A 21,867-nucleotide genomic window follows, 5' to 3' on the forward strand; every position below is an offset into this window, starting at 1 on the left:
CCACCCGTGTTCGAGCACGCTTTCCATGTCATCGCCGCACTGCTGGCGGTGGCCGCGGTGGTCGCCGCGGCCGCGGTCAAGCTCCGCCAGCCGCTGATCATCAGCTTCATCGCCGTGGGCATCCTCGTCGGCCCGGTCGGACTGGGCTGGGTGGAGGGGAACGACCAGGTCGCGTTGCTGGCCGAGCTGGGAATCGCTCTGCTGCTGTTCCTGGTGGGGCTCAAGCTCGACCCTCACCTCATCCGCACCACCGGGCCGGTCGCCGTTGCTACCGGTCTCGGGCAGGTGGCGTTCACGTCGATCGTCGGGTTCGGGCTCGGGCTGATGCTGGGGTTGTCCTCGGTCGAGGCGATCTACGTCGCCGTCGCCCTGACGTTCTCCAGCACGATCATCATCGTCAAGCTGCTGTCCGACAAACGCGAGATCGACCAGCTGCACGGCCGCATCGCCGTCGGCTTCCTCATCGTCCAGGACATCGTCGTCGTCCTCGTGATGATCCTGCTGACCGCCTTCGGCACCGCAGGGCAGGGCGACAACCTGGTCGCCGATCTGGCGCTGGTCCTCGGCAAGGGTGTGCTGTTCGTCGGCGGCATCCTCCTCGCCATGCGGTACCTGCTCCGGCCGGCCTTGGGCTGGATGGCCCGATCGAAGGAGCTGCTGGTCCTCTTCGCCCTCGCGTGGGGCATCGCGCTGGCCGGCCTCGGCGACTGGCTGGGCTTCAGCATCGAGGTCGGGGCCTTCCTCGGCGGCATCTCCCTGGCCGCCACCCCCTACCGGGAGGCGATCGGATCGCGGCTGATCAGCCTCCGGGACTTCCTGCTGCTGTTCTTCTTCATCGACCTCGGGTCCCGACTGGACTTCACCGACGCGGCCAGCCAACTGGTGGCCGCCATGGTGCTGTCGCTCTTCGTGCTCATCGGCAACCCGCTGATCGTCCTGGTGATCATGGGGCTGATGGGCTACCGAAAAAGAACCAGCTTCCTCGCCGGACTCACCGTCGCCCAGATCAGCGAGTTCTCTCTGGTCCTGGCGGCTCTCGGGCTCAGCCTGGGACACATCACCGCGGACACCGTTCGGCTGATCACTGTCGTCGGGATCGTCACGATCGCCCTGTCGACGTACATGATCCTGTACTCGGCACCACTCTTCGCACGCCTGGCGCCGATGCTGTCTGTGTTCGAACGCAGTCGGCCGCGGCACGGGGTGGACTCCGGCGAGGGCGCCGCCGCCGTCGATCTGGTGGTGGTCGGGGGCGGCCGCTACGGAGGCCGGCTCGTGCGGCAGCTACTCGCTCGTGATGTTCGTGTCCTCGTCGTCGACACCGACCCGCAGGTCCTGGAGGACATCAAAGAGGAGGGTGCCCAGACCCTGTACGGCGATGCCGAGGAGCCAGAGCTGATCTACGCGCTGCCGCTGCATGGCACATCCTGGGTGGTCAGCACCGTGCCCGACCGGTCGGTCAGCCTGGCTCTGCTGCACGGGCTCGAGCACGCCGACTACGCCGGCTCGGTCGCGCTCACCGCGCACAACGACCACGATGCGGAGCTGCTCGAGGCCGCCGGGGTGGACGTCGTGCTGCGACCGTTCCACGCGGCCGCCGACAGCGGTGCGGCCATCCTTCTCGATAAGGCCGGGAGACGGGCGGGCCGGGACGTCAGCGAGGCCGAGTGACGCACCGGCTCCTTCCACGCATGGCCCCGGAACAGCGGCCCTCCGCACGACAGCGCGGGGCCTCTGGTCCCACTCCTGGCTCGATGAGATGACGTCCCGGTCAACCGTGGTGTAGCGCGCTCACCGGATCGGTCATCGGTGGAGGAGCAATGCTGTGGGCAGGGCCGGCGTCGGCAGCGAAGCGGTGAGCGCGGGCATGGGAGGCATGGTGCGCACCGCGCCACCCGGCCAGCACGCCGATGATGGCCAGGTCACAGCGGCGGGTTCAGCTCGACACCCAGATGTCGAACCGCGATGGTGGTCGCACTCGGCTCAAACCCGCGTTCGACCAGCTTTACGACGCGGACCGCGGGTCGCGTGAACATCGACCGAGGATCTGCGTCGCCGCCTGGACCTCCGCGCCTGCAAGTGGACCGCCCGCCGGCGACATGGGCATCCAAGAGGTACGCAGGCCCGCCGGCCGGGAAGCAAGGTTGCAGCCACGCGTGGCCTTGGGTCTCCGCCTGCTGGGCGGCCGGCCGGAACGCGCGAGTCGTCGCGGCCCTCGGGCGGTGCCCCTGCCCAGCGGGCGATGGCTGCGATGAGCAGGATGGCGAGGACGAGCCAGACCAGCACGGTGAGCGCCGTGGCCAGGTCGGCGGTGCCGCCGGGAATCGGCGTCGAAAGGTCGATCATCGCGGGCCTCCTCGCACCGGTGGGCTCTCGACAGGAGCCGGACCACGCTGACGGCGATGGTCCTCGCGGACGTGGAGCTCGAGCATCGTGCGGTGACCGAAGCGGAGTCCGCACAACGGGCACTGGTAGGCCATCTCGCAACCACCTCTCTGCGGAAAGATGACCCATACTAGCGAAGTTTGAATCGCGTAACAACTTGCGTGCCAGGCTTCCTCGGGCCACACTTCTCTTAGTCGCCCGCAAGCACCGGCCGCTACCTCATCACTGCGTGAGTCCTGGCCGCCGCGCGGCCTTCCGTCGGCGGGCGCGGGCCGGAGCCCCTCACGGTGACAGACCCGCGCCAGTGACAACAGCCCACCGGGAGGCCGATCATGACGGAGACCCAGCAAGGGCAGGCCCAGCACGATGCCGATCGACAACACAGGATCGCGCGCCGACCGGACCCCCTGCCGGCTCGGTCATGGACCTTGTTGACGCATCACGCGCGCCTACTGCTGGCCGTGGCCGAGCGGCCGGACGCGCGCGTCCAGGATCTGGCGAGCGTCGTGGGGGTGACGCCTCGCGCTGCCCTCACCTTGCTCCGAGACCTCGAGGACGCCAACCTTCTTCACCGCGTGCGGGTGGGTCGCCGGAACCGCTACACCATCCACCCCGACGCTCGAGTAGGGAGCGAGGTGTGCGATGTGCGCACCGTGCGCCAGTTCCTGGCGGCGTTCAGCAGCGAGGAGACGTAGACCTCAGTCGAGACGACCGCCTTGACAGACGAAGCGTGATTCGTGTTTGATGGATCGCATACCCGCTGACCGAGCCTCCTCACTCCGAGCTCCGATGCTGCGTTTCGATCGGATCAGGGTCAGGAGCAGCGGCGCCAAGAGCCCGCACTGGACCCATCTGGAGGCCCCGTGGACGCACCGAGTGCCACCCGCAGCGAGCTGCTGGCCCGCCGCCGTCGGGCCAACCTGGCCGTCCAGGGCCGTGACCTACTGCAGGACAAGCGCACGGCGCTCGTCCGCGCTTTCCAGGCCCGCAGCACGTCGCTGCTGCAGCGCCTGGAGGAGCTGGCCCGCGATGCCGCGCAGGCGCACCGCCGGCTCGACCGGGCACGCGCCGAACTCGGGACTGCGGCCGTCGAGTCGGCGTCCTTCGCGGCGGCCGGTCGAATCGGGGTGCGGCTGACCGACTCCGCCGTCGCCGGCGTCGTGGTCGTCGATGCCGAGCACGCCGAGGTGCGGCGGGCGCCCGGCGCCCGAGGCTACGAGACCACGCTCGTCGACCCGCACGTCGACGCGGCCGCCGACGCCTTCGAGGAGGAGGTCGATGCGCTGCTCGACCTCGCCGCGCTGGAGCTGACCGTGCGCCGGCTGGCCGAGGAGATCGCCCGCACCACGCGGCAGGTCAACGGCTTGGAGCACGTGGTCATCCCGCGGCTGCGCGGGGAGGCCCGCCGTATCGCGTTGGCGCTCGACGAACGCGAGCGCGAGGAGATCGCTCGCCTCAAGCGCGCCCGGACGCAGGCGCGGCGGCGGACCCAGGCGCGCTCGCGGAGCAGTCGATGACCACCGAGTCTCTCCGAGCCGTCCGAGAGCTCGAGCGCGAGATCGGCGAGCGGCTGTCCGCCGCCCGCGCCTCCTCCGAGCTGGCCGACCGGGCCGCCGCCGAGGCGCGGACTCTGCGCGAGTCGGCGACCGTCGAGGCCGAAGAACTTGCGCAGCGCCGGGTGGCCGAGTTGGTCGCCGCGGCCGAGCAGGAGGCCCTTGCCGTGCGGGCCGCGGGTGAGCACGCCGCGGCGCAGCTGCGCGAGGTGGCCGCTGCCCGGCTGGACGCGGACGTGGCCGACCTGCTCGCCAGGGTCGCCCCGGGCTCGCTCGAGGACCGCCTTCCGGCGGAATCCTCGACGTCCGACGCACTCACTCGCCATCCTCGAAAGGATTGACGTGCTCGTTCCCATGATCCAGCTGGAGATCCTCGGCCACCGGGAGCAGCTGGACGACGTCCTGCGCCGGCTGCAGCACCTGCGCGTCGCCGAGGTGAGCCAGGCCCCCGGATCGCCGAGCGCACGGTTCGAGGCACCCGATCCAGCGGCCGGGGCCGATGCCGAGCAGCGCGAGCTAGCCAGCCTGCTGGACCGCGTGGAGCGGCTGCTCACCCTGGCGGAACCAGCCGATCCGTCGCCGCTGCTCACCGCGCCCGACGCCGTCGAGCCGTCCACCGCGGAGCTGGCCGAACTCGTCCTCCGCGAGGAGAACCGGTTGGCCGCGGGCCTGTCGGCGCTGGAGGAGCTGCGAGCCGAAGCGGACGCGCTGCCGCGCAGCGCGGCGTCGCTCACCGCGCTGCTGCCGCTCGTGCCCGAGTTGGCCGAGCTCTCCGACAGCGAACTCGCCGAACTGCACCTGACCACCATCGCGCTGATGCTCGAGGACCCCGACAGGTCCCTCACCGGCGAGCTGCGCGCCGAGCTGGAAAGCACCCTCGGCCGGACGTTCCTGCTCGTAGCCGCACCGGTCGACGACACCACCGTCGGCTGCCTCCTGCTCGTGCCCAGCAGCGCCACCGCCGAAGTGGAGACTTTGCTCGGTCGCGACCACATCGCCCGGCTGAGCCTGCCGGGGGCCTACCCCCTCCGGTCCCTCGCCTCGACGGTGGCAGCGATGCAGGAGCGTCTCGCCGCGCTCCCCGCGGAGCTGGCGGCCGCCGAGCGGTCCATCCGCGAAACGCTGGCACCCAGGCTGCGAGAACTGCGCCTGGCGCGCGGCACGCTGACCGCGCGACTGGAACGGCTGCGAGCCGCCGGCCAGGCCGACGTAGGCGCCCGAACGTTCGCGCTCCGCACGTGGATTCCGAGGTCCCGCACCGTGGCGGTGGCCGGCGCCCTCTCCGGGACCGACCGGCCGGTCGTGGTGATCAAACTCCGCGCCAGGGACCACGCCGGAACACCGCCGACGCTGCTGCGCAACATGCGAGTGTTCAGGCCCTTCGAGCGGCTCGTCGGGTTCCTCTCCTGGCCGGCCCAGGGCGGACTGGACCCCACCGGCCTCATGGCGGTGGTCCTCCCGCTGCTCTTCGGAATGATGGTCGGGGACATCGGCTACGGCCTCCTGCTCGTCGCCGCCGGATGGGGCATCCGCCGCCGCTGGGGGACCCGCAGCGGGCCCGCCGACGACGCCGGTCGCATCCTGGTGGCCGGCGGGTGGTGGTCGACGATCTTCGGCGCCCTGTTCGGGGAGCTCTTCGGCGACTTCGGCCGTTCTGCGCTCGGCATGCCGGCGTTGTGGTTCTACCGCGGCGGCCCTGACGCTCTCGAGCCCCTGCTGCTGTTCGTGCTCGGCGTCGGGGCCGCCCATGTCGTTCTCGGCCTGCTGCTCGGCCTGTGGACGGCGGTCCGAGCAAGGCACGCGGGTCATGCCGTCGAACGGCTGGGCACCCTGATGGTGCTCTTCGGCCTCTTCGCCGTCGCCGGCGTCGTCGTGGGGTTCCTGCCGGGTGGCCTGATGACCCCGGCCGTGGCCGCAGTGGTGGTCGGCATCGTGCTCGCCTCGGTGGTGCACGGGACCCTGGGGTTCTTGCTCGGCCCGCTCGAGATCATCGGCACGATCGGCAACATCCTTTCCTACCTTCGGCTGGCCGCAGTCGGCCTGGCTTCGGTGTACCTGGCCATCGTGGCCAACGAGCTGGCCCGTCAGGCGCCGATCGTCCTGGGGCTGCTGATCGCGGTCTTCTTCCACACGCTCAACCTGGCGCTGGCCGCCTTCAGCCCGATGGTCCAGGCGCTGCGGCTGCACTACGTGGAGTTCTTCAGCAAGTTCTACGAGGGCAACGGTCGCCCGTTCTCGCCGCTTGGTGCCGGGCTGCCCGCCCCTCCGGCGAGCACGCCGCCCCCCTTCGACCGGCGGAGGCGGAACCGCCCGCGCCTCCGCCGATCCCGGCACCGGCGCAGCCGGTCGCCGGTGCCGCAGCCGAACCAGCCCGGTCCTGACCAACCCCTAGAACAGGAGATCACCATGGAAATCGGACTGCTCGCCATCGGCGCCGGCCTCGCCGTCGGGCTCGCCGCCCTGGCCGCCGGCATCGCCCAGGCCCGCATCGGCGCCGCGGCGATGGGGGCCATCGCGGAGAAACCGGAACTGACCGGCCGGGCGATCCTGTTCGTCGCGCTGCCCGAGACCACGGTCATCCTGGGCTTCGCCGTCGCCGCGATGATCATCCTGCTGCTCGGCGGCTGACGTGAGCCTGACCGATCTGCTCCGCTCCCTCGACGGGGACGCTGCGGCCGAACTCGACCGGGTACGTCGAGCGGCCGAGGACGAGGCCCGCCGCATCACCGGCGAGGCGCGGGCCGACGCGGACGCAGTTCGGGCCGCGGCCCTCGCCGACGCCCAGGCACGAGGCACGCGGACCGCGAACCGCGTGCTCGCCGAAGCTCGGGCCGAGGCGGCCGCGCACCTGCGTACCGCCCGGGAGCAGGCCCTGCACCAGGTACTCGAGCGAACGCAGGACCGGTTGGCCGTGGTGCGGGAGAGCCCCGGCTACGGCGGGCTGCTGACCCGGTGCCTCACCGAGGCTCTCGATGCCCTTGCCGCGCCGGTCACCGTACGGGTGGACCCCCGGGACGGCGATCTCGCCCGGGAGCTAGCCGCCAGACAGCGGGGCGGGCTGGAGGTGCGACCGGACCTCGAGACCTGGGGCGGCTGCATGGTGACCGACGCCGGTGGCCGGTTCATCGACAACACCCTCGAGGCGCGGCTGCAGGCCGCCTGGCCCGGCCAGCGGGCGGCCATCGCCGCGCACTGGTCCCGCCCCGCCACAGCCGACGGCGGACCTCCGACACGAGGTCGGCGATGAGGCGTCCGGATTTCGTCATGGGCAACACCCGGCTCCGGGCCCGCCGGGCAGCCCTGCTCGACCGCGAGCAGGTCGCCCGGCTGGCCGGAGAGGACCTCACCGGCCTAGCGGCACACCTACGGGCCACGGTGTACGGGCCCCTCCTCGCCCCCGGCCCGGTCAGCCGCCAGGCGCTACTGGCCGCAGTCGAAGAACGTCGACGGCACGCGCTGCGAGGCGTGGGCGACGTGTACCGCGGTGAGGCCGGGCAAGTGGTCGGCGCGCTGCTGGCCCGCTACGACCTGGCCGACACCCTGACGCTGCTCCGCGGGGCGGCGCACGACCTGCCCGACGACGAGGTGCTGGCCGCCCTGCACGGTGTCGGCGCTCTGACCCCGGCAGCCGCCCGACACGTCGTGGCCGAGGAAGCTGAGGCGGTCGTGCACCGGCTGGCCGCCGCGCGGTTGCCCGATCCGGAAACCGCCACGGCGGCACAGCAGGCTTGGGACCGCTACCTGCTGCACGACGATCTCGCCGAGTTGGAGGCGGCGGTCGCCCGGGTCGCCATGGCCCGGAGCGAGCGGTTGCTGTCCGAGGCTGGTCTGCCGGTGGCCCCGCTGCGTCGATTTCTTGCCGCGGAGCGGGACGCGGCCAACCTGCTGGCGGCGCTGCGCGTGAGCCAGAACGGCTCCGACCCAGCCGACATGCGGGCACACCTGCTTCCTCCCGGGGCCATTCCGACTCGGACCCTGGTGGCCGTCGGCGGCGGCAGCGACCCGATTGCTGCCGCGCCGCCGCCTGGCGGTCCGAACTCACCCGGGCCGTCAACACCGGCGACCTGACCGGACTCGGCCAGGGGCTCGAACGACTCCTGCTCGCGGAGGCCGTGCTCGGATTCCGCACCGGAGACCCCCTCGGCGTGGCGATCCCCCTGGCTTACGTCGCCGCGGTCGAGGAGGAGGCCCTCGCCCTCCGCCGGCTGGTGACCCAGGCTCCCGCCGGCGAACCGGCGCCCCCATCGGTTCCCTCCGTCGGGGCTGGAACGGGCAGGAGCGCTCCGGTGCCGGCGTCCGCGCCGCCGGAGGGGTGGCCCGGCGACTTGCTGGCGATCGTCCCGGACGAGACCGCGGCCGGTTTCCGGCTGGCCGGCACCCGGACCGTCGCCGAGCGCGATCCCGCCGTCGTCCGAGAACTGGTCGACGCCGAGCTCACCGGCGGTTTCGGCGGGGTGATCGCCGTCGCGGAACGGACCTGGGCCGCGCTCCCGGCATCCGTCCGCACGGAGTGGGCAGCCAGCACCGTCCCCCTGATCATCCCACTACCCGTCGAGGACGACACCGCGGCCGGGTCACGGCGGGCGCGCATGCAGGAGCTACTGGCCCGCTCCGTGGGCTACGAGATCACGTTCACGCCCGAAGGAGACCGGACATGACCGCCGACATCGCACCGGCAATCGAAGAGGTTCGGGCGCACCTCGGCCGACTGGAACGCATCTCCGGTCCCGTCGTCACCGCCGTCGGGCTGCCCGGCGTCCGGCTCTTCGACGTGGTGCGTGTCGGCTCCGAGGGGCTGCCCGGAGAGGCGATCCGCATCGACGGCGACGCGGTCACCGTGCAGGTGTTCGAGGACACCACCGGACTGAAGGTGGGCGACCCCGTGGTGTCCACCGGTGCCCCACTGCTGGCCGAGCTGGGGCCGGGGCTGCTCGGCAGCATCGTGGACGGCACCGGCCGGCCGCTGACCGAGCTGGCCGGCGCCGGCCCGGACGGCGGCGTCGCGCGGCCGTTCATCGCGCGGGGCGCCGACCCGCCGCGCCTGGATCGCACGCGGCACTGGGACTTCCGCCCGGCGGTGACCCCGGGTCAGCGGGTCGGTCCGGGCGACGTGCTGGGCACCGTGGCGGAGACACCGGCACTGGAGCACCGGGTACTCGTCCCGCCCGGGGCGGGGGGCGTGGTCACCGCCGTGCAGGCAGGTCCGGCCACGGTCACCGACGCAGTGGTGCACATCGACGGGCGACCGCTGCCCATGCTGCGGCGGTGGCCCGTGCGCGACCCGCGGCCGGTGCGCGCACGGCTTTCCCTGGACCGGCCACTGGTGACCGGGCAGCGGGTGCTCGACGTGCTGTTCCCGGTGGCCGCCGGCGGTAGCGCGATCATTCCCGGCGGGTTCGGCACCGGGAAGACGATGACCGAGCAGGCGCTGGCCAAGCACGCATCGGCCGATGTCGTCGTCTACGTCGGCTGCGGCGAGCGGGGCAACGAGCTGACCGAGGTACTCCAGGAGTTCCCCGAGCTGGTCGACCCCCGCAGCGGGGCGCCGCTGATGCAGCGGACGGTGCTCGTCGCCAACACCAGCAACATGCCCGTTGCCGCCCGCGAGGCCAGCATCTACATCGGCATCACCTACGCCGAGTATTTCCGCGACCAGGGCTACGACGTGGCCCTCATGGCCGACAGCACCAGCCGATGGGGCGAGGCGCTGCGGGAGGTGTCGACCCGGCTGGAGGAGATCCCCGCCGAGGACGGCTACCCCGCCTACCTGGCCTCCCGGCTGGCCAGCTTCTACGAGCGCTCCGGGCGGGTGGTGTGCCTGGGCGGCTCCGGCGATGACGGTGACCGCACCGGCTCGGTGACCGTCATCGGCGCGGTGTCCCCGGCCGGAGGCGACTTCTCCGAGCCGATCACCCAGAACAGCCTGCGGCTGGCCGGCGCCTTCTGGGGCCTGGACACCGCCCTGGCCCGCCAGCGGCACTACCCGGCCGTCAACTGGACCCGCAGCTTCTCCCAGTACGACGTCGTCGGCTGGTTCGACCGCGAGGTGGCCCCCGACTGGTCGCAGCTGCGCGCGTGGGCCCTCGCGCTGCTCCAGCAGGAAGGCTCCCTGCAGGACGTCGTCCAGCTGCTCGGCGTGGAGGCGCTGGCCCCCGAGCAACGCGTGGTGCTGCGCACCGGCCGGCTGCTCAGGGAGGCCTTCCTGCAGCAGTCGTCCTTCGACGAGCGTGACGCCAGCTGCCCGCCGGCCAAGTCGGCGGCCATGCTTCGGGCGCTGCGCGTCGCCCACACGGCCATGACCGTGGCCCTCGCCCGCGGCGCGGACCCGGCTGCGCTGGTCGCATCGCCGGCGCTCGGGCAACTCACCGGCATGAAGCAGTGGACGGCCGAGGAGGCCGTCACCGAGGCACCCATGCTCGCCGCCCGGGTGCGGACCGCTCTGGAGGCAACACGATGACCGCCTTTCCCGCCGCCCCGACCGAGCCGCTCCACACGATCGGCCACACCATGGTCGCGCGCATCACCGGCCCACTGCTGGTGATCGACAGCGCCGACGACCTGGCCTACGGCGAATTCGTGGAGGTGGAGGCGGCCGGCGACACGAACGGCGCGCCTGTCACACGTCGCGGTCAGGTCCTCGAGGTCGACGGCTCGCGCGCCGTCGTGCAGGTCTTCGGTGGCACCGCGGGAATCGGCCGCGAGGGCACCACGGTGCTGTCCCGCGGCCGGCCGGCCCGCACCGGCGTCGGCCGCGACTACCTCGGCCGCATCCTCGACGGCGCCGGCCGCCCGCGCGACGGCGGCCCCGAGCCGATCCCCGAGGACGAACGGGACGTCGGCGGGATGCCGCTGAACCCGGTGGCCCGCGACCACCCCGACGAGTTCATCGAAACCGGCGTCTCGGCCATCGACGGACTGCTCACCCTGGTGCGCGGGCAGAAGCTGCCGGTCTTCTCCGGCTACGGCCTGCCCGCCGACGAGCTGGCCGCCCGCATCGCCACCGAGGCGCGCGTGCCCGGCGACGACGCCGGCTTCGCGGTGGTGTTCGCCGCGATGGGGGTCACCCGGCGCACCGCGGACTTCTTCACCGAGCAGCTGGCGGCGACCGGCGCGCTGGAGCGCTCGGTGCTGCTGCTCAACCTCGCCGACGACCCGACCGTCGAGCGGATCCTCACCCCCGGGTGGCGCTCACCATCGCCGAGCACCTGGCCTACGAGCACGCGCTCCACGTCCTGGTGGTGCTCACCGACATGACCAGCTACTGCGAGGCGCTGCGCGAGATCTCCGCCGCCCGCGAGGAGCTGCCCGGCCGCCGCGGCTACCCCGGCTACATGTACACCGACCTGGCCACGCTGTACGAGCGAGCGGGCCGGGTGCGCGGGCGGGCCGGTTCGGTCACCCAGCTGCCCATCCTGTCGATGCCCGACGACGACATCACCCACCCGGTGCCGGACCTGACCGGCTACATCACCGAAGGGCAGGTGGTGCTCTCCCGCGAGCTGCACCGCACCGGGGTCACCCCGCCCATCGACGTCCTGCCCTCACTGTCCCGGCTCATGAACGCCGGCATCGGCGGGGGCAAGACCCGAGAGGACCACCGCGCGGTGGCCGACCAGCTCTACGCCTGCCACGCCCGCGGAATCGAGGTGCGCCGGCTGCTGTCCATCGTCGGCGAGGGGGCGCTCGCCGACGACGACCGCCGCTTCCTGGCGTTCTCCGACGCCTTCGAGGCCGAGTTCGTCGGTCAGGGCGCCGGGCGACGCAGTATCACCGAGACCCTCGACGCCGCCTGGCAGCTACTGGCCGACTTCCCGGACGACGAGTTGACCCGCATCCCCGCGGGGCTGCTCGCCCGATACCGCCCCCCCACCTGACCCTGCGGGCCGATGGCGGCGAGCGACCTCCTGGCCCTCCTCGCCGGGCTCGCGCTGGCTGCCACGGGCGGGGAACTGTTCGTGCGCGGGGCCGTCGGGCTGGCGGCCTGGGCACGGGTACCCGCGGCCGTCATCGCGACCACGGTCGCCGCCTTCACCACCTCCAGTCCAGAGATTTCGGTGGCGGTGGCCGCGGCCACGGCCGGGCGGCCGGAACTGGCATTCGGCGACGCGCTCGGCGCCAACGTCGCCAACCTCGGCCTGGTCTTGGGCGCTACCGCGGCGATCGCGTCCTTGGCCGTGCCGCGCCGCGCCGTGCGGCGTGACCTGACGGCGGCGCTCATCGCTCCCCTGCTCACCGCAGTGCTGGCCGCCCTCGGGCGGCTGGACCGGGGCGACGGACTTAGTGCTGCTGGTCGCCTTCGGCGGATGGTTGGGCCTGGTGCTGCACCAGACGCTGCGCACCAGGCGCGCCGACGACACCCCGCGCCGGGCGCGCGGACTTCCCGCCGGGGCCGCCGCCGTGGCGGGCCTCGGCCTTCTGATGGCCTCCGCTGCCCTGGTCGTCGCGGCCGCCCGCGGCATCGGCGCCTGGCTGGGCATGGACGACTTCGCCGTCGGGGCGACGCTGGTCGCGATCGGCACGTGGACGCCGGAGTTGGTGACCGCCGGAGTTGGTGACCGCCGTGGTGGCCAGCGCGGCGAGGTCACGGCGGGATGGGGTTCGGGCTGGTGCTGGGCAGCCTGCTGTTCAACGGGCTGATCGTCGTCGCCGTCGCCGCGCTGCTCGCTCCCATCGACGTGCCGCCCGCCGAGGCCGCGGCCGGCCTCGGCGTCCGGCGTCGGGTTGCTGGCCTTGGCGACGCCCGGCCGGTCCGGGCGGCTCGGTCGTGGCCGAGGGGTGCTCCTGCTGGCCGGCTACGCCGCGTTCGTCGCCGTGCTCCTGCGCTTTCCTCCGGCGCCGGCAGGCTGACGGTGACGGTTGCATCACCCTCTCCCGCGTTTCGCGGGCTCGAGTCCGGCGCAGGGCCTCGTCGAGACCCTGACCCGTGATGGCGACGCTCGTTATCCCCCCTCGGCGTGGTGCCGGTGGACACGGGGCAGCGAACCACCCCCAAGGGCGTCGAAATACTCACCTGACAGTGTGGTTCACCCACGGGTCGGTGACCTCCGTGATTGTCGTGGTGCAGCCGAAAGCGCGCGCGTTCACGCACCCGTGAACCGGTCTGCCTGACACGCTGCGATCGTTCACTCCGGTTGGCGTGGGGTGACTGCCGCGGTGGCGGAGAACCGCCGACCAGAGGACCAGGCCTTCACCATCTCCGCCGACATGCGTCTGTCAACGGCCAAGCTGAGGTCCCCGCTCGTGGCCAGGTGAAAGTCCCCGCCCCTCGCGGTTGATCAGCGTGTGGTGGGGCGGTCACCTCCTCGGGTGCGGGCTTGGCGCATCCGGTAGGACTCGCCGTCGGTGGCGATGACGACGCTGTGGTGCAGCAACCGGTCGAGCAGGCTGACGGCGGTGGTGTGCTCGGGCAGGAACCGGCCCCACTGGTCGAAGGCCCAGTGCGAGCCGATGCCCAGAGCGCGGCGTTCGTAGGCGGCGGCGACGAACCGGAACAGCAGCTGGGTGCCGGTGTCGTCCAGCGGCGCGAAGCCGACCTCGTCGACGATGATCAGGTCGTTGCGCAGCAGTGTGTCGATGACCCGGCCGACGCTGTTGTCGGCCAGGCCGCGGTAGAGGTTCTCGACCAGGTCGGCGGCGGTGAAGTAGCGGACTCGGTGCCCGGCGAGCACGGCGGCGTGGCTGAGGGCGAGCAGGGTGTGGCTCTTGCCGGTGCCGGCCGGGCCGACCAGGCAGAGGTTCTCCCGAGCGCGGATCCACTCCAGGCTGGTCAGGTAGGCCCAGGTCGGAGCGGGGATGCTGCTCGCGGTCAGGTCGAACTCCTCGATCGTCTTGAGCATCGGGAAGCCGGCGGCCTTCAGCCGCAGCCGGGTGTTGGAGGCGTCCCGGGCGCCGATCTCGGCCTCGACCAGGGCGCGAAGCAACTCTTCCGGTGCCCAGCGCTGGGTCTTGGCGGTGGTCAGCAGCTCGGGGGCAAGTGAGCGCATCGCGGCGAGCTTGAGCCGGCGCAGCCCGCCCTCCAGGTCGGCCGGCAGCGGCGCCGGTGCGGTGGCGGTCATGCCCCCGCCCCGGTGGCCGCGGCCGAGCCGTCAGTGGAGTGGTCCCCGCCGCGCAGGCTGTCCAGGGAGTAGGCGGCCAGCGGCCGGGTGGCCGTGGCTGGCAGCGGGATGACCAGGGCTTCCCCGGCGGGGCGGACATCGGCGACTCCGGCGCCGGCGGCCAGGATCGAACGCACGTCGGCGGCGCGCCAGCGGCCGAAGGCGACCGCTCGACCGAGCGCGGCGGTCAGCGCCTCGCGGCCGTGGGAGGCCTCGAGGGCGGCCAGCTCGACCAGTTCGGGGCCGAGGCGGGTGTTGCCGGCCGCGGCGGCGCCGACCAGCCACTGCTCGGCGACCGGGCCGAGGGCGCAGAACGCCTTCTCCGCCGCCGTCCTCGGGCGGGCCGCCCGCTGCGGTGCCCGGCGGGGGCCGCCGTAGTGCTCATCCAGCACGCTGGCCTCGCCCGGCGCGACGAGGGCGTGATCGGCGGCGACCTCACCGGTGCCCGGCACCACCACGGTGAGTCGGCCGTCGGCGGCCAGCAGTGCGACCTGGGTGCCGATCAGCGCGGTCGGCACCGAGTAGCGAGCCGAGGAGAACCGCACGCAGGACAGCTTGTCGACCTTGCGCAGCGTCGTGCGTCCGATGCTGGGCCGCAGCGAGGGCATCGCGCCCAGCAGTTCCCGTTCGGTCTCCAGCCGAGCCGCCGGGATCGCGGCGATCTCCGAGTGCACGACGCCGTTGACCTCGTCGCACCAGGCGGCCGCCGCCGCGTTCGCCGCGGTCAGGTCGGCGAACGGGGCCTGCGGGATCATCAGGTCGGTCTTGGCGTAGCCGACCAGGTTCTCCACGATGCCCTTGCTGGCCGGATCGGCGGCCCGACAGAAGTCCGGACGGAACCGGTAGTGCGCGGCGAACCGCACGTAGTCCGGGGTCGGCACCACCACGTCGGCGACCACGCCGCCCTTCAGGCAGCCCATCCGGTCGGCCAGCACCACCTTCGGCACCCCGCCGAGGACCTCGAAGCACTCGGCTAGCAGCCCCAGGGTGGTCTCGGCGCGCTCGTCGGTGGCGAAGCGGACGAACCGAACCCGGGAGAACGCCAGCACCGCGCAGAACACGTGCAGCCCGCCGAGGGTGCCCCAGTCGATGGCCAGCACCTCACCCGGCGCCCACACCGCCGGCCGGCGGCTGCGGGCGTTGGCCTGCCGCCACGCCTTCTTCTCGGCCGCGATCAGCCGCCGGAAGTTGCGCGCCGACCCCTCATACCCGGCCGCCCGCGCCGTCGGCAGCAGCCGCTTGGCGCTGATCCGCCCGTGCGTCTTCTTGACCGTGCCGGCCACCAGATCGCGCACGACCTCATAGTTCGCCGGCCGCGGCGGCCGGACCGGGCGCTGCCCGCCGGCCTCGTGCCGTTCGATGATCCGCTTCACCGTCTTGTGGGTGGTGCCGCAGATCGCGGCCGCTCCCCGGTAGCTGCCCACCTCGCGGTAGGCGGTGATGACGTCCAACTCATCCCTCGCAGACTTCAATGGAGCTCCCCTGGGCGGTGCGGTGACTGGCTAGACACCGCCACCGTCACCGCCCAGGGCCTCAGCTCACGATCGACACGACGAGCGAGGGACGGGGACCTTCACCTGGCCATCAGCGGGGACTTCTCGATGGCCACCAGTGGGGACTTTGGCACGGCCACGGACATGCGTCCGGCAGGTCTATGACGTCGAGCACGCTCGACTGGGCCGGAGCTCGCGGTCCTCGACGTCCTGCCCGTACTGCCATCGATTCTCCTCGGCGGGGGAAGCAGGCGGATCACCCAGGACGTCGAGGGCGTCGAGGTCTGCCGACTCGACCGGCCCATCGGCCATGCGCGACCGAGCGACCGAGGCGGGAGGTCGGAGTACCCCGACGTCGTGACCGTGCCGAACCCTCACCGCCTGACAGGATCGAGAGTGCGCCCACGCCCTCTCGCCGTCGGCTCGCCGGCGCCCACGGCCAGGATTCGGACGCGGTAGTGACCGCATGGCGCGGCCACCTCGGCCATCTCACCGGCGCAGCGACCGAGAAGGGCCTGGGCCAACGGACTGAGGCTCGAGATGCGCTCGGCGTCCAAGACTGCCTCGATCGGATGAACGATCAACACCGTCAACTCGCCTTCTGGAGTCTCCACCCGAACTCGACTGCCCAGCTCGACCCACGGGAGGGAACCTCGGTGAGCGAGGATCCTGGCGGAAAGCAGGACGGCCTCCAATCCGCGCAGTTCGTCCCAGATGAGCGTCGTGATCTCGAGTGCCTTACTTCCATGCCCACCTGTGATGAGGTCGGCAAGCTCCGTGCGGCAGCGCTCGAGGCGTTTTTCCAGAAGCAGGGCGCCTCCCGGCGTGAGCAACGGATGATCTAGCTCCAGCCCGACGGACTTCTCAGACACCAGGTCCGCTTGCAGCCGTGCTGCCGTGCGGACCGCCACGTCGGCCGCATGCTTCCGCTGGTGGACCGGGTTGACCGAGGCGTGGAGGATGGCGAGGCTCGTCCTCACCGTCACGCCTGCCTGCTGAAGGGTCGTGTGCACACGAGCGGTTGCCGCCGCCACGGGCGGCGCCTCGCTCTTCTGCCGCCCACCCTGGAGGCGGCCGTGCTGGGTGCCCTGGCCCGGTGCCACGACGACGAGCAGCGGCACACTCACAGAATGGGCCCGCCGCGCGGCAATCCTGATGACCGGGATGTCCGATGGCTCATCTCGGAGGAGCGCGATGACCGTGGGGGTCGTCTGCGCCGGTCTCGTCACCGGCACCCTCCCGCCGGCTTCACGGGACCCGCACCGCTCGCGGGTTGGGTACGAAAACCCAGCGCGGGCACTGCCCGCGCTCCTGACGGGGACACCGGTGCTCGTCATGACGATCGCCTCTCTCGGGTTCCGGTCACTGTATAACCGAAGTGGGAATCGTGTAGACCTTTTCGCTCTATTCTCCTGCCGCATCGACCGCGCTCGGGCGCGTTCCAACTACACAACCTGACTCCGAAAGAACACCGCGTGACGATGCGGCCCCGGGTGGAGACGGAAGACTCGCACTCCTGCCGCTCCGCGTTCGAGATTGCCCTGGCCACCCGGGCTGCCCCCGGCTGGTCCGGGTGCCTCGGAACGCGGCGAGACGGGCTGCGCCCTGCTCGCCCCTGCACCGCCAGAGTCACCGGTTGGACACTCTGCCGGACGGCAGCCCCTTACGCGATTCGATTTTCGCGTAATACTCTTAGTCTCGGGCTAGCTCGAAGGTTCGAAGGGTGGCCCCATGACCAGGACCTCGACGGCGAAGCGATCCGCGGCACCGGCATCGGGCCCCAGGGCGGGCCCCGTCCACCGCGCCGCAATTGCTTCGGCCAGGGGAGTCCTGGACGCTTCGATCGGCGCGGAGAACGCCACCCCGGTCACCGCCATGGCGTACAACGGCGTGGAGTCCATGCCGCGGGTGGCCGGCCGGGGCGATCGCTGGTTCACAGCTCTCACAGGTTCCGCCGAGCCTGCGGGCTTCGGCGCCGAGGACGCCAGCCCCGAGCTGGGCGGCCCGGCGATCATCTGGACCCTCGGCAGCGGCGGCTTCGCGATGACCGCCTCCCCCGTCACCAACAGGCTCATCCGCGGCACACCCGACGATGCGCTGGCCACGGCCCAGGCGATTCGGCGCATCAGGCTGACGCCGCACCGGGCCCCGCTGCCGCCGTCCCTGGACTTCGTGGGCAGCCCGAGCGGCGTCGACGTGCTCGAGGTGCTCGACACCGGCATCGTCACCGATCCGCGAGGGGTGTTCGCACACGTCGTACAGGCCCTGACCGAGGCGCGGGACGCCCGATGAGCCGCACCGCGCTGGTGGCCATCGGCGGCAACGCGCTGGTTCTCGACGGCGAGGCCGGCTCCATACCGCGCCAGCAGGAGCGGGCCACGGCCTTCGCCGAGCAAGTGGCCGACCTGGTCACGGACGGCTGGTCGGTGCTGGTCACGCACGGCAACGGCCCGCAGGTCGGGTTCATCCTGCGCCGCGGGGAGCTGGTCGCGGCTGAGGCCGGCATCGAAGGGCTGCCGGAGCTGCCGTTGTGGCTGGCCGTCGCCGACTCGCAGGGCGGCATCGGCCACATCCTCGCGGTGGCCATCGACAGCGCCTTGGAGCGGCGGGGGCTGGCGGCGCGCGCGGTGGCCGTGCTCACCCACGCCGAGGTGGCCGTCGACGACCCGGCATTCAACGAGCCGACCAAGCCGATCGGCTCACAGATGACCCCCGAGGTGGCCCGGAGGCGGGTGGCCGAGGAGGGGTGGACGGTCGCGGAGACATCCGCTGGCGTTGTCCGGCGGGTCGTCGCCAGCCCGCGCCCGACACGGATAGTCGAGGCCGACCAGATTCGGGTCCTGGTCGACGCCGGCGCCGTCGTCGTGGCCGCCGGCGGCGGCGGCATCCCGGTCCTGCGGGAGGACGGCGGGTGGCGCGGCGTCGACGCGGTCATCGACAAGGACCGCGCCTCTGCGCTGCTGGCCGTGACCGCTGCCGTAGACACCCTGGCGCTGGTCACCGGAGTCGACCACGTGTACGTCGGCTTCGGCACGCCCAAGCAGCGGGCGCTGGCCGAGGTCGGTCCCGACGAGCTGCGCGGCCACCTCGAGGCCGGCGAGTTCCCCGCCGGGTCGATGGGCCCCAAGGTCGAGTCGGCCCTGTCCTTCCTGGCCGGCGGCGGCCGGCGCGCGGTCATCACCTCGCTGCCCCGGCTGCGCGACGCACTCGCCGGCCGAGCCGGCACCTCCATTACGTCGCCGGACCACCCCGGTCCCGCGCTGTCACCGGCGCTTCGCGCCGAGGAAGCAGGAGAACCCCGATGATCACCGTTCCGGCCGAACCCTTCCCCTACACCTTCGACCCGGCTCATGTCGCGCTGCTGTGCATCGACTTCCAGCGGGACTTCGTCGAGCCCGGCGGCTTCGGCGAGTCACTCGGTAACGACGTCTCACGGCTGGGCACCGCCGTCGAGCCCACCCGGGCCGTCCTCGCCGCCTTCCGTCAGCGGGGCTGGCCGGTCATCCACACGCGCGAGGGTCACCGGCCGGATCTCACCGACCTTTTCCCCGCCAAGCGCGACCGGGGCAACCCGTCGCTGCGCATCGGCGAGGAGGGCCCGATGGGCCGGCTGCTCGTCCGCGGCTCGAAGGGCCACGACATCGTCCCCGCGCTCGCCCCGCTGCCCGGCGAGGTGGTGGTCGACAAGCCCGGGAAGGGCTCGTTCTACGCCACCGACCTGGAGACCATCCTGCGGGCGCGGGGCATCAGCTCGCTGGTCGTCACCGGCGTCACCACCGAGGTGTGCGTCCAGTCGACCGTGCGGGAGGCCAACGACCGCGGCTTCGAGGCACTGATCCTCTCTGACGGCACCGGCTCGTACTTCCCTGAGTTCCACGAGTCGGCGTTGGCCATGTTCAAGGCCCAGGGCGCCATCGTCGGCTGGGTCGCCACCTCCACCGACGTGCTCGGCGCGCTCGACTCGATCCCAGTACCCGCGAAGGACATGTGATGAGCACGACCACCCCTCCCGCCGTCGGCCGGGCCGCAAGGCCCAAGTGGTGGGTCAAGGGCGACTGGAACGGCCTGTTCGGCCTGGGCACGAACGTGCTGCTCAACGTCATCGTGCTGACCGGGCTCTGCCTGGTCGTGGTGAACATCCCCAGCGAGACCGTGTACGGCCGAATCCTGCCGGCGCTGGGCATCGCCCTGCCCCTGGGCAACATCTGGTACGCGTTCCTCGCCCGCAGCCTGGCCAAGCGGGAGGGCCGCTCCGACGTGACCGCGCTGCCCTTCGGGCCGAGCGTGCCGCACACCTTCATCGTGGTCTTCGTCGTCATGCTGCCGGTGGCCCTCGCGACCGGCGACACCCTGGCCGCCTGGCGGGCGGGCCTCGCGTGGGCGTTCATCATCGGTTGCATCGTGCTGCTCGGCGCCATGTTCGGCCCCTGGATCCGCAGATGGATCCCCCGGGCGGCGCTGCTCGGCGCGCTGGCCGGGATCTCGATCACGTTCATCTCGATGAGCCCTGCCGCGCAGATGTGGCAGGCCCCGTGGATCGCGTTCATCGCATTCGCGTTCATCCTGATCGGCTGGCTGGGTGGGCGGAAGCTGCCCGGCGACGCGCCGGTCGGGTTGGTGGCCGTGCTCCTGGCGACGGCGGTGGCCTGGATCGCCGTGCTGGCCGGGTGGAGCGGAATTCTCCAGCCGAGCGCGGTCAGCGAGTCGATCGCCAACCTGGCGGTGAGCCTGCCGTTCCCCACCGGTGACGTGCTCACCGGCCTGAGCGACATCACCCCGCTACTGGCCTCGGCGATCCCGCTGGGCATCTACAACTTCACCGAGGGCATGACCAACGTGGAGTCGGCCGCGGCGGCCGGCGACCGGTACTCGGTGCGGCAGGTGCTCTCCGCCGACGGCCTCGGCGCGATCGTCGGGTCGTTCCTCGGCTCCCCCTTCCCGCCGGCGGTCTACATCGGCCACCCGGGCTGGAAGGCGGTGGGCGGACGGATCGGCTATTCCTTGGTCACCGGCGTCGTCGTCGCCGTGGTCTGCTTCACCGGGCTGGTCGGCACCTTCCTGGCCATCTTCCCGATGCAGGCCCTGGTGCCGGTGCTGCTCTTCATCGGTCTGGTGATCGGCGCCCAGGCGTTCAACGTCAGCGCCCGTCGCTACGCCCCGGCGATCGTGCTGGCGATGATCCCGAGCCTGGCCGAGTGGGCCACCGGGCTGATCGACAACTCCCTCGCCGCGGCCGGGACCTCCGTGCAGGAGGTGGGCGTAGCCACGCTGGTCTCCGGCGGCGTGGTGTACGACGGGCTCAAGCTGCTGGGGCAGGGTGCGGTGCTCGTGGGCATCGTGCTGGGCGCCATCGCCTGCTTCGTCATCGACCGGCGGATGTACGCCGCTGCCATCACCGCGGGCATCGGCGCGGCGCTGTCGTTCGTCGGGCTGATCAACGCGCTCGAGGTCGGCTGGAACGCTTCCCCCGGCGTGAGCCTCGGCTATGCCTTCCTCGCACTGCTGCTGGCCGGCTTCGGTTGGTACTCGCGACGGGAGGTCGACACGGCGCTGGACGACGAGCTGCTGTTCGTCAACGGCACCCTGATGCGCGGCCTGGAGCAGCACGGCAACCTCGCCGGCGCCGAGCTGCTGGAGGAGGCGGCCACCGCACCGAGGTACCGGATGCACAGCATCGGCGACGTGCACCCCGGAATGTACGAGGTGGGCGATGCCGAGGAGGGCGCGTCGATCTCCGGTGAGCTCTACCAGGTGCCCACCGATGTGCTGCTCAAAGTGATCGAGAACGAGCCCGCCGGCCTCCACCGCGGCCCCGTGCAGCTCGCCGACGGCCGGGTCGTGCCGGGCATCCTCTACTCCCGGGAGATGGCCGAGCGACACCCGGACATCACCCTCCATGGCGGCTGGCGCCAGTACCGCGCCACCGTGGCGCCCTCGGCGCATTGATCACGGGCGGCCGAGCCTCGGGGTGAGCCCTGCGTGGCAGCGGGGCTCACCCCCAGACTGCGCCGACGATCGGCACGCGTCGATCGCCGGCGCCCCCGGTGAGTCCAGCCGTCACCGACTCGTGGCCGGGCCCCTGCCCGGGAGCTGCCTCCCCCACTCGTCGACATGTCCGGACCAGGAGCGGGGAGACAGTTCCAGCCACCCCGACGGCAGGGAAGCCGGTGCCGCCCCGACGCAGACACGCCGAGATCGAGCCAGCCGACCGTCCAGCCGCACCGATCCGCCTGCAATGGGCAGACCGTCGGCGCGCTGGCCGCCGCCCTGACCCCGGAGTCGCTATCCGGCAGGTCCAAGGCATCTTTATACGATGTGTATTTCGCATAATGTCTTGCGGTA

At 72.1% G+C, this 21,867-nt stretch carries 17 protein-coding genes and 2 pseudogenes; 16 read left to right on the forward strand and 3 right to left on the reverse strand.

Translation table 11 applies throughout. The annotated features are described in order from the left end of the window. Positions 1 to 6 precede the first annotated feature (6 nt). The 12 genes and pseudogenes from MVA48_RS12970 to MVA48_RS13020 all read left to right on the forward strand — a co-directional run bounded on the left by MVA48_RS12970 (position 7) and on the right by MVA48_RS13020 (position 12,575). On the forward strand, positions 7 to 1,671 hold the full coding sequence (locus MVA48_RS12970) for a cation:proton antiporter (protein ID WP_246980948.1): 1,665 nt from the start codon (positions 7 to 9) through the stop codon (positions 1,669 to 1,671). A 1,046-nt stretch (positions 1,672 to 2,717) separates the two neighbouring features. After that, positions 2,718 to 3,080 carry a winged helix-turn-helix domain-containing protein gene (locus tag MVA48_RS12975; protein ID WP_246980950.1) on the forward strand — a complete coding sequence of 121 codons (363 nt, stop codon included), beginning with the start codon at positions 2,718 to 2,720 and terminating at the stop codon, positions 3,078 to 3,080. Between the two features lie 168 nt (positions 3,081 to 3,248). Further along, positions 3,249 to 3,902 (forward strand): V-type ATP synthase subunit D, encoded by a 654-nt coding sequence (locus MVA48_RS12980; protein ID WP_246980952.1) that lies wholly within the window; start codon positions 3,249 to 3,251, stop codon positions 3,900 to 3,902. Next, positions 3,899 to 4,279: a hypothetical protein gene (locus tag MVA48_RS12985; RefSeq protein ID WP_246980954.1), complete on the forward strand. Its 381-nt coding sequence runs from the start codon at positions 3,899 to 3,901 to the stop codon at positions 4,277 to 4,279. The genes MVA48_RS12980 and MVA48_RS12985 overlap by 4 nt, the downstream gene beginning before the upstream one ends. Position 4,280: 1 nt before the next feature. Continuing rightward, the gene (locus MVA48_RS12990) at positions 4,281 to 6,566 is read left to right on the forward strand and encodes a V-type ATPase 116kDa subunit family protein (RefSeq protein ID WP_246980956.1); all 2,286 of its coding nucleotides are present in this window, start codon (positions 4,281 to 4,283) and stop codon (positions 6,564 to 6,566) included. Between the two features lies 1 nt (position 6,567). Next, positions 6,568 to 7,185, forward strand: a complete 618-nt coding sequence (locus MVA48_RS12995; protein ID WP_236834953.1) for a V-type ATP synthase subunit E — start codon at positions 6,568 to 6,570, stop codon at positions 7,183 to 7,185. Next, on the forward strand, positions 7,182 to 8,006 hold the full coding sequence (locus MVA48_RS13000) for a V0D/AC39 family V-type ATPase subunit (protein WP_246980958.1): 825 nt from the start codon (positions 7,182 to 7,184) through the stop codon (positions 8,004 to 8,006). Before MVA48_RS12995 ends, MVA48_RS13000 begins: the two co-directional genes overlap by 4 nt. A 77-nt stretch (positions 8,007 to 8,083) precedes the next feature. Next, the gene (locus MVA48_RS13005; RefSeq protein ID WP_246980960.1) at positions 8,084 to 8,596 is read left to right on the forward strand and encodes a V-type ATP synthase subunit F; all 513 of its coding nucleotides are present in this window, start codon (positions 8,084 to 8,086) and stop codon (positions 8,594 to 8,596) included. Beyond that, positions 8,593 to 10,395, forward strand: a complete 1,803-nt coding sequence (locus MVA48_RS13010) for a V-type ATP synthase subunit A (protein WP_236834956.1) — start codon at positions 8,593 to 8,595, stop codon at positions 10,393 to 10,395. The genes MVA48_RS13005 and MVA48_RS13010 overlap by 4 nt, the downstream gene beginning before the upstream one ends. A gap of 50 nt (positions 10,396 to 10,445) precedes the next feature. Continuing rightward, positions 10,446 to 11,812: pseudogene (locus MVA48_RS13015) on the forward strand (V-type ATP synthase subunit B). Between the two features lie 12 nt (positions 11,813 to 11,824). Continuing rightward, positions 11,825 to 12,205: pseudogene (locus MVA48_RS24195) on the forward strand (sodium:calcium antiporter); the annotation flags it as partial. Positions 12,206 to 12,218: 13 nt separating this feature from the next. Then, a complete protein-coding gene (locus MVA48_RS13020) occupies positions 12,219 to 12,575 on the forward strand; it encodes a hypothetical protein (RefSeq protein WP_246980962.1) in 357 nt (118 codons plus the stop codon). Positions 12,576 to 13,213: 638 nt separating this feature from the next. On the opposite strand, the gene istB is transcribed toward MVA48_RS13020, so the two are convergent. The 3 genes from istB to MVA48_RS13035 form a co-directional block, all read right to left on the reverse strand. Beyond that, positions 13,214 to 13,993 carry an IS21-like element helper ATPase IstB gene (gene istB, locus MVA48_RS13025; protein ID WP_246980964.1) on the reverse strand — a complete coding sequence of 260 codons (780 nt, stop codon included), beginning with the start codon at positions 13,991 to 13,993 and terminating at the stop codon, positions 13,214 to 13,216. After that, a complete protein-coding gene (istA, locus tag MVA48_RS13030) occupies positions 13,990 to 15,504 on the reverse strand; it encodes an IS21 family transposase (protein WP_246980965.1) in 1,515 nt (504 codons plus the stop codon). The genes istB and istA overlap by 4 nt, the downstream gene beginning before the upstream one ends. Before the next feature lie 395 nt (positions 15,505 to 15,899). Then, positions 15,900 to 16,646, reverse strand: coding sequence for a GreA/GreB family elongation factor (locus MVA48_RS13035; protein ID WP_246980966.1), 747 nt, complete (start codon positions 16,644 to 16,646; stop codon positions 15,900 to 15,902). Positions 16,647 to 17,256: 610 nt separating this feature from the next. Between MVA48_RS13035 and MVA48_RS13040 the strand changes: the two genes are divergently transcribed. Genes MVA48_RS13040 through MVA48_RS13055 form a run of 4 tightly spaced genes read left to right on the forward strand, consistent with a single transcriptional unit; the run spans position 17,257 to position 21,471 of the window. Next, positions 17,257 to 17,817, forward strand: coding sequence for an oxamate carbamoyltransferase subunit AllG family protein (locus MVA48_RS13040; RefSeq protein ID WP_246980967.1), 561 nt, complete (start codon positions 17,257 to 17,259; stop codon positions 17,815 to 17,817). After that, a complete protein-coding gene (locus tag MVA48_RS13045; RefSeq protein WP_246980968.1) occupies positions 17,814 to 18,830 on the forward strand; it encodes a carbamate kinase in 1,017 nt (338 codons plus the stop codon). The genes MVA48_RS13040 and MVA48_RS13045 overlap by 4 nt, the downstream gene beginning before the upstream one ends. Continuing rightward, positions 18,827 to 19,516, forward strand: a complete 690-nt coding sequence (locus MVA48_RS13050; RefSeq protein WP_246980969.1) for a cysteine hydrolase family protein — start codon at positions 18,827 to 18,829, stop codon at positions 19,514 to 19,516. The genes MVA48_RS13045 and MVA48_RS13050 overlap by 4 nt, the downstream gene beginning before the upstream one ends. Next, positions 19,516 to 21,471: an allophanate hydrolase-related protein gene (locus MVA48_RS13055; protein WP_246980971.1), complete on the forward strand. Its 1,956-nt coding sequence runs from the start codon at positions 19,516 to 19,518 to the stop codon at positions 21,469 to 21,471. The genes MVA48_RS13050 and MVA48_RS13055 overlap by 1 nt, the downstream gene beginning before the upstream one ends. Positions 21,472 to 21,867 lie beyond the last annotated feature (396 nt).

The organism is Blastococcus sp. PRF04-17, assembly GCF_023016265.1.
Lineage (GTDB): Bacteria > Actinomycetota > Actinomycetes > Mycobacteriales > Geodermatophilaceae > Blastococcus_B.

Bases quoted from the DNA above. Each gene is read 5' to 3' on its own strand.
- MVA48_RS12975 (WP_246980950.1), top strand. From the start codon at position 2,718: ATGACGGAGACCCAGCAAGGGCAGGCCCAGCACGATGCCGATCGACAA.
- MVA48_RS12985 (WP_246980954.1), top strand. From the start codon at position 3,899: ATGACCACCGAGTCTCTCCGAGCCGTCCGAGAGCTCGAGCGCGAGATC.
- MVA48_RS13000 (WP_246980958.1), top strand. From the start codon at position 7,182: ATGAGGCGTCCGGATTTCGTCATGGGCAACACCCGGCTCCGGGCCCGC.
- MVA48_RS13010 (WP_236834956.1), top strand. From the start codon at position 8,593: ATGACCGCCGACATCGCACCGGCAATCGAAGAGGTTCGGGCGCACCTC.
- istB (WP_246980964.1), bottom strand. From the start codon at position 13,993: ATGACCGCCACCGCACCGGCGCCGCTGCCGGCCGACCTGGAGGGCGGG.
- MVA48_RS13040 (WP_246980967.1), top strand. From the start codon at position 17,257: ATGACCAGGACCTCGACGGCGAAGCGATCCGCGGCACCGGCATCGGGC.
- MVA48_RS13045 (WP_246980968.1), top strand. From the start codon at position 17,814: ATGAGCCGCACCGCGCTGGTGGCCATCGGCGGCAACGCGCTGGTTCTC.
- MVA48_RS13050 (WP_246980969.1), top strand. From the start codon at position 18,827: ATGATCACCGTTCCGGCCGAACCCTTCCCCTACACCTTCGACCCGGCT.
- MVA48_RS13055 (WP_246980971.1), top strand. From the start codon at position 19,516: ATGAGCACGACCACCCCTCCCGCCGTCGGCCGGGCCGCAAGGCCCAAG.